At 70.7% G+C, this 7406-nt stretch carries 7 protein-coding genes; 4 read left to right on the top strand and 3 right to left on the bottom strand.

All coding sequences use genetic code 11. The features are described 5' to 3' along the window. From BMY97_RS17530 to BMY97_RS17520, 3 genes are all read left to right on the top strand, one after another. Positions 1 to 292, top strand: a 292-nt coding sequence (locus BMY97_RS17530) for a transposase (RefSeq protein WP_143086209.1), incomplete at its 5' end; no start/stop codon positions are given. 812 nt (positions 293 to 1104) lie between these two features. Continuing rightward, the gene (locus tag BMY97_RS17525; protein ID WP_245787359.1) at positions 1105 to 1530 is read left to right on the top strand and encodes a hypothetical protein; all 426 of its coding nucleotides are present in this window, start codon (positions 1105 to 1107) and stop codon (positions 1528 to 1530) included. Between the two features lie 25 nt (positions 1531 to 1555). Beyond that, on the top strand, positions 1556 to 2566 hold the full coding sequence (locus tag BMY97_RS17520; protein ID WP_091617896.1) for an ABC transporter substrate-binding protein: 1011 nt from the start codon (positions 1556 to 1558) through the stop codon (positions 2564 to 2566). Here the strand turns inward: BMY97_RS17520 and BMY97_RS17515 are convergent. Further along, the gene (locus tag BMY97_RS17515) at positions 2520 to 3131 is read right to left on the bottom strand and encodes a TetR/AcrR family transcriptional regulator (RefSeq protein ID WP_091617895.1); all 612 of its coding nucleotides are present in this window, start codon (positions 3129 to 3131) and stop codon (positions 2520 to 2522) included. The two genes, BMY97_RS17520 and BMY97_RS17515, sit on opposite strands and share 47 nt — an antisense overlap. Before the next feature lie 75 nt (positions 3132 to 3206). On the opposite strand from BMY97_RS17515, the gene BMY97_RS17510 reads away from it, so the two are divergent. Further along, positions 3207 to 4127 (top strand): alpha/beta fold hydrolase, encoded by a 921-nt coding sequence (locus BMY97_RS17510; RefSeq protein WP_091617894.1) that lies wholly within the window; start codon positions 3207 to 3209, stop codon positions 4125 to 4127. Here the strand turns inward: BMY97_RS17510 and BMY97_RS17505 are convergent. Together BMY97_RS17505 and BMY97_RS17500 are read right to left on the bottom strand one after the other, a co-directional pair. Next, complete coding sequence (locus tag BMY97_RS17505; RefSeq protein ID WP_091617893.1) at positions 4121 to 5311, bottom strand: class I SAM-dependent RNA methyltransferase; 1191 nt, start codon at positions 5309 to 5311, stop codon at positions 4121 to 4123. The two genes, BMY97_RS17510 and BMY97_RS17505, sit on opposite strands and share 7 nt — an antisense overlap. Continuing rightward, positions 5308 to 7365 (bottom strand): APC family permease, encoded by a 2058-nt coding sequence (locus BMY97_RS17500; protein ID WP_091617892.1) that lies wholly within the window; start codon positions 7363 to 7365, stop codon positions 5308 to 5310. Before BMY97_RS17500 ends, BMY97_RS17505 begins: the two co-directional genes overlap by 4 nt. Between the last annotated feature and the right edge of the window lie 41 nt (positions 7366 to 7406).

Genomic DNA, 7406 nt, shown 5'->3' with positions numbered 1-7406 from the left:
GGTCTGGCGGCACGCATGGAACGACTTCACCCCGTTCCTCGACTATCCACCCGAACTCCGCAGGATCGTCTACACCACAAACCTGATCGAGAACATCAACTTCCAGCTCCGCAAAATCACCAAGAACCGCGGCCACTTCGACAGCGACACCGCCGCGGCAAAACTGCTCTACCTCGGACTCCGCAACATCACCAGCAACCGAGGCGGACCATCGGGAACCGGCACCCGAGGCTGGAAACAAGCACTAAACACCCTCGCCGCACTCTTCCCAGACCGACTCCCACTCCACTAGAATAGAAGAAGAAATCGTCCGTGGCTTACACGGAAATCATGACAGGGCCTCCGCTGCTTCGCGTCGGCGATGCAGATGCCCACGCAACCCGCGCCAGTCGAAACCACACCGCTTCGCGGCGCCGCTGCGGCGAAGCAGCTGCACACTCCAGCCAACGCCACACCGCTTGGCCGCGACAGTGCCGCGAAGCAACCACCCACACAACCCGCACCAGCGAGAGCCGTACCGCGCCACGCCGGTCGCGTGGCGAAGACGCTGCCCACGCCAGTCAGCCCTTCGGTGCTTCGCCCCGATCGCGCGACGAAGCAGCTGCCCACGCAGTCCGCACCAGACGGGGCCACGCCGCGCCACCCCAGTCGCGCGGCGAAGCGGCGGTGCATGGCAGCCAGCGCTCCGCTGCTTCGCGTCGGCCGTGCGGCGAAGCGGCAGCCCGCACAAACCGCGCCAGCCGGAGCCACGCCGCGACGCCACGATCGCGCGGCGAAACGGCTGCTAACACCAGCCAGCGCCACACCGCCTCGCGGCGACAGTGCGGCGAAGCAACGGCACACCCCAGCCAACGCCACACCGCTTCGCCACGACGGTGCGGCGAAGCAGCTGCCCACGCAACCCCCACCAGACGGGGCCACGCCGCGCCACCCCGGTCGCGCGGCGGAGCAGCAGCTCACACCAGCCAGCGCTTCGCTGCTTCGCCCCGGCAGTGCGGCGAAGCAACCGCCCACACAACCCGCCCCAGCCAACGCCACACCACTTCGCCGCGACAGTGCGGCGAAGCAGCTGCCCACCAAAGACACCCCGGCCGGAGCCCCGCAGTGAGGCGCCTGCAAGCGGCGAGGGCAGTGGTCGTGCTCGGGGCGGCCGTGGCGGGTGGGGTGGGGCTGGTTCTGCCGTCCGCGCGGTATCTCTCCGAGCGGTTCCCGCCGGGGGTGGGGGATCCGGATTTGGGGCTGGGGTTGCGGTTGGCTTGTGCCCTTGCGTGCGCGCTCGCCTTCGCGCTGGCGCTGGCGGCGTTGCAGCGGCACCGGGACGAGCCGCTGGCGTTCGCGTGTCTGCCCGGCATCGCGGTGATCGGGATCTCCGCGCAGTATCTCGTGCTCACCCTTCCTCGCGTGGCCGACCTGGCGCCTGCCGCGCGGATTGCGCCGGCGAGCGGCACGTGGGTCCTGCTCGGCGTCGGGGTGGTGCTCACGGTGACGGGGCTGGCCGCGGGCGCAGCGTCACGACGGTTGTCCGAGTAGGCAATGCTTACCTAAGCTTCAACGCATGTCTCACCAAATCGGACGGCGGGCCGCGCTCCAGGGCGCCCTGGCCACTTCGCTGGCCGCGGCGCTGACAGCCTGCGGAAACGGGGACCAGGCAGCAGCCCCGCAAGGCGCGTCGGCCCCCGGTTTCCCGGTGAGCATCCCCGGAGTCGAGGGGAAGACGACGATCCCCCGGCCGCCGCAGCGCGTGGTGTCCGTCGGGCAGTATCGCGACGCGGACGCGGCCGTCGCGCTCGGAGTGGTCCCGTTGATCACGCCGGACCTCGGCAAGTTCCTGCCCGGCGGGATGTCGCCGTGGCTGCGCGCGAAGGCCGGCGATCACCTGCCCGAGCTGTACGCGGACACGCAGCTGCCGTTCGAGCGCATCGCCGCGCTGCGGCCGGACCTCATCCTCGGCACCGACCGCCCGACGCTCGCCCAGGACTACCGGACGCTGAGCGCCATCGCGCCCACCGTCTCCTCCGCGGCCGGCTACAACAAGGACACCTGGCCCGTCACCACCCGCCGCGTCGGCACCGCGCTAGGCCGCCGCATCCAGGCGGAAAAACTGATCGCCGACGTCGAGGCCCAGGTGAAAGCCGCTAAAACAGCCAATCCGGGCTTCAGCGGACGCACGTTCACCATCGGGCCCGTCACCGGCGACGGCACGATCACCACGATCAGCAGCGCGAAGGACGCCTCGGCCCTGTTCTTCGGCGAGCTCGGCCTGGTGCTCTCGCCGAAGGTGACCTCACTGCCGCAGACGTCGATCCCCGGCCGTTCGCAGGTCAGCCCCGAGCGCCTGGACCTGCTCGACGCCGACGTGCTCGTGCTCACCTACACCACCCCGGGCAGCCGCGCGCAGACCGAGGCCCAGCCGCTGTTCCAGCAGCTGGCCGCCGTCCGCCGGGGCTCTTACCTGGCGCTGGACCTCACCACGGCGATCGCGCTGGCGTTCCCCTCCGCGCTGAGCGTGCCGTACGGCCTCAGCCAGTGTGTGCCGAAGCTCGCCGCCGCGCTGGCGCGTCACTAGCCCGGGCCAGCGCGTCGAGGCTCACCTCGACGATGGCGCGCAACTGCTTCGCGCCGACCCCGGCCCGGCTCATGACCGCCAGCGACTGGTTCACCGCCGCGATGTGGACGGCGAAAGTCGTCTCGTCGGGCACCCCGCCCGCCTTCAACGCGGCGCGCAGCCGGGTGCGCTGCAAGCCCAGCGCTTCCTGCGCGTACTGGGCCGCGCGCGGGCTGAGCGAGGGCGTCGCCAGCACGGATTGGACCGCCAGGCATCCGTCGGGCAGGCCGGGGTCCGCGATGCGGCTCAAGGCGACCTCGAAAAACGCTCGCACGGCGGCGACCGGCTGATCGGCAGCGCCGGACAGCGCGGCGTCGTACTTCTCCCCATAACGCGTGACGTAGCGCTCCAGGCAGCTCAAGAAGAGCGAATCCTTGTCCCCGAAGGACGAGTAGAGGGAGCTGCGGTTGAGCGCGGTGGCGCGGGACAGGTCGTCCACCGAGGTCTCGGCGTAGCCCGCCCGCCAGAACTGGATCATCGCGGCCTCGAGCGCCGCGTCGACGTCGAACTGCTTCTTGCCTGCCATGTCACGACCTCCTGTCACTCAGGCTATCTTAAACCAAACAGTTCAAGATAGTCCCGGCCCCCGACGGAGGAATCCATGACCACCGCCCTCGACAACCCGGTCCGCGACCTGCCCCTGCCCGAGCTGCCCGGGTTCACCCACCGCTGGGCCGACGCGGGCGGGATCCGGCTTCACGCGGTCGAAGGCGGCCGGCCGGACCGCCCGGCCGTCGTGCTGCTCGCCGGATTCCCGCAGACCTGGTGGGCCTGGCGGAAGGTGCTGCCCACGCTGGCCCGCCGGTTCCACGTCCTCGCGATCGACCTGCCGGGCCAGGGCCATTCCGAACGTCCGGACGGCAGTTACGACACGCACACCGTCGCGGCGTATGTCCACGCCGCGGCGGAAGCGCTGGGAGTTTCGCGCTACTGGCTGGCCGGCCACGACGTCGGCGCTTGGGTCGCCTTCTCCCTCGCGGTGCAGTTCGAGAGCCAGCTGTGCGGCTTGGCCCTGCTCGACGCCGGGATCCCAGGCATCACGCTGCCCGACGCCGTCCCGCTCGACCCCGAGAAGGCGTGGAAAACCTGGCATTTCGCCTTCCACCTCGTGCCCGACCTGCCCGAAATCCTGCTCGCGGGCCGTGAGCGCGAATACGTCGGCTGGTTCCTGAAGGCGAAGTCCCTCTCCCCCAGCACTTTCGACGACACCGAGATCGAGGCGTACGCCGCGGCCGTCGCCGCGAACGACGGGCTTCGCGCCTGCCTGGCCTACTACCGGCACGCCGCCGAATCAGCGCGGAAGAACCACGAAGCCTTGGCACGACAGCACCTCACCGTGCCGGTCCTCGGGATCTCCGGCAGCCACGGCTCCATCCCCGACATGGCCGCGTCCCTGCGGCCCTGGGCCGCGAACACCACCGGAATCGTCGTGCCGGACGCGGGCCACTTCATCCCGGACGAGCAGCCCGAAGCCGTCGCCGCCGCGCTCGCCGCCTTCATGTCCGAAGGAGACCGCTACTGAAGCAGCGCGATGCACTCCACGTGATGCGTCATCGGGAACGCGTCGAACGCGCGCAGGTCCGAAAGCGAGTACCCGTGCGAAGCGAACGTCGCCACGTCTCGCGCCAGCGCCGCCGGATCGCAGGCCACGTAGACGATCCGGTCCGGCGAGCCCGCCACGATCGCGTCCACGACCTCCCGCCCGGCGCCCTTGCGCGGCGGGTCCAGCACGACCACGTCGACCGGCCGGGGCGCGTCGGCTACCAGGTGCTCCACCCGGCCCGTGCGCCAGCTCACCTGCGGCAGGTCCGCCAGGTTCCGCTCGCCGTCGGTGACCGCGCGGCGGCCCGACTCCACGGCCAGCACCCGGCCCTCGGGGCCGACCTGCCCGGCCAGCACCGAGGCGAACAGCCCGACGCCCGCGTACAGGTCCCAGGCCACCCCGCCGCGCGGCGCCTCCGCCCACTCCCCCACGACCTGGGCGAAGGTGCCCGCCGCGGCCGGGTGCACCTGCCAGAAGCCGTGCGCGTCGAACCGCCAGTCGCGGTCCGCGGCGTGCTGCACCGCTTCGCCGCCGGACAGCTGCCGATACTTGTTCCGGCCGTGCACAGTGGACACTTCGCGCACGTGCTGGTGGCCTTCGCCGTCGCTGGTCACCTCGATCTCGCTGCCCGGGCGCCAGCGCTTCGCCAGCACGCCGTCGAGCGAGCCCTTCACCGCGATCGGGCAGTCGTCGAGCGGGACGACGCGGTGGCTGTGGTGCGCGCGCAGCCCGGCGCGCCCGTCCCGGCCCGCGACGAGCCGGACCCGGCTGCGCCAGCCGAGCGGGCCGCCGTCGAGCGGCTCGACGACCACCTCGCGCGTGATCCCCGCCAGCCGTTGCAGCTGCTCGGCAACGACGGCGGCCTTCAGGGAACGCTGGTACGCCGGGTCGGCGTGCTGCCAATCGCAGCCGCCGCAACCGCCGGGCGCCGCGAGCGGGCACGGGGGCTCCACCCGGTGCTCGGACCCGGTGAGCACCTCCACGGCGTCGGCCCGGCAGAACGCGCCGCCCTTGTCCTCGGTCACCTCCGCGCGCACGCGCTCACCCGGCAGTCCGTGCCGGACGAACACCACCCGTCCGTCCACTCGGGACACACAGTGCCCGCCGTGCGCCACCGGCCCGATCTCGAGCTCAAGACTGCGGCCGAGCCAGTTTTCCGTCATTCAGCAGGTTCCTTGGGTGGTGGTTCGACTGGGGACTGAACGGGTTTGGCGGCGGCGCGGGCCGCTGCGGCGTCGAAGCCACGCCGGACGTCACCGGCCGCCGGGCGCGCCCGCCGGACGCGCGCGGCCGCCTTGGCCGAGGACTCCAGCTGCCAGGGCACGCTGGCCACGATGACACCGGACTGGAACAGCAGCCTTCCCTTGAGCCGCAACGCGCTCTGGTTGTGCAGCACCTGCTCCCACCAGTGCCCCACCACGTACTCGGGGATGAACACGGTGACCACGTTGCGCGGGTTGTCGCCGCGCACGCGCTTCACGTAGTCCAGCACCGGCTTCGTGATCTCGCGGTACGGCGACTCGACGACCTTCAGCGGCACCTTGAACTTGTGCGCCTCCCACTCGGCGGTGAGCCGGCGCGTGTCGACGTCGTCGACGTTCACCGTCACCGCCTCGAGCACGTCCGGGCGCATCGCCTTGGCGTAGGCCAGCGCGCGCAGGGTCGGCCGGTGCAGTTTGGACACCAGCACGATGGCGTGGTTGCGCGAGGGCAGCACGGTCGGCGCGTCGCCCATCTCCTTGAGCTCCTCGGCCACCCGGTCGTAGTGCTTCCGGATCGCCGTCATCAGCACGAAGATCGCCACCATCGCGGCGATCGCGATCCACGCGCCGAGCAGGAACTTGGTGATCAGCACGATGACCAACACCACGCCGGTCATGGTCAGGCCGACCGCGTTCACCGTCTGCGAGCGCCGCATCCGCCGGCGCACCGACGGCTCCTTCTCCTTGGCCAGCAACCGGTTCCAGTGCCGGATCATGCCCGCCTGGCTGACCGTGAACGACACGAACACACCCACGATGTACAGCTGGATCAGCCGGGTGACCTCCGCGTCGAACGCGATGATCAGCACCAGCGCGAAGGCCGCCAGGAACAGGATGCCGTTGGAGAACGCCAGCCGGTCGCCGCGGGTGTGCAGCTGCCGCGGCAGGTAGCGGTCCTGCGCCAGGATCGAGCCGAGCACCGGGAAGCCGTTGAACGCCGTGTTGGCCGCCAGCAGCAGGATGATGCCGGTGGAGAAGGAGATGTAGTAGAACGCCGGCGGGAAGTCGGCGAACACCGCGTGCGCGATCTGCGCGACGATCGTCTTCTGCTGGTAGCCCGCGGGCGCGCCGGACAGCTGCGTGGCCGGGTCCTCCGCGAAGTTCACCTTCGTGACGATCGCGAGCGTGATGATGCCGACCAGCATGGTCACCGCGAGCACGCCCATCAGCAGCAGCGTGCTGGCCGCGTTCTTCGACTTCGGCTTGCGGAACGCGGGCACGCCGTTGCTGATCGCCTCGACCCCGGTCAGCGCCGCGGCGCCGGAGGAGAACGACCGCAGGATCAGGAAGACGAAGGCGAACCCGGTCCAGCTGCCCTCGGAGTGCAGCTGGAACCCGGCGCTCTCGGCGCGCAGGTCCGTGCCGGTGGCGGCCTCGATCAGGCCCCACACGACCATGATCATGATGCCGGCGATGAAGCCGTAGGTGGGGATGGCGAACGCTTTGCCCGATTCGCGCACCCCGCGCAGGTTCAGCGCGCTCAGCACGGAGACGATCACCACCGAGGCGAGCACCTTGTGCTCGGCCACCCACGGGACCGCGGAGCCGATGTTCGCGACACCGGACGAAGTGGACACCGCCACGGTGAGGATGTAGTCCACCAGCAGGGCGCTCGCCACGGTCAGGCCGAACTTGCCGCCCAGGTTGGTGCTGGCGACCTCGTAGTCGCCGCCGCCGCTGGGATAGGCGTGCACGTTCTGCCGGTAGGACGCGACCACCACCAGCATGACCAGCGCCACCGCGACGCCGATCCACGGCGCGAAGGCGTACGCGGACAGCCCGGCGACACTCAGGGTCAGGAAGATCTCCTCCGGCGCGTACGCCACGCTGGAGAGCGCGTCGGAGGCGAAGATCGGCAGCGCGATGCGCTTGGGCAGCAGCGTGTGGGCCAGCCGGTCACTGCGGAACGGACGCCCTAGGACCAGCCTCTTCAGCACGGTCGGGAACTTCGACACCCTGCGAATCTACAGCGGGGCGGTAGCCACTCCGCTGAGGG

The sequence above is a fragment of the Amycolatopsis saalfeldensis genome, assembly GCF_900110575.1.
GTDB classification, from domain to species: Bacteria; Actinomycetota; Actinomycetes; order Mycobacteriales; family Pseudonocardiaceae; genus Amycolatopsis; species Amycolatopsis saalfeldensis.
The sequence above is the reverse complement of the archived record's forward strand: the minus strand, read 5'-3'. Positions and strand labels throughout refer to the sequence as shown.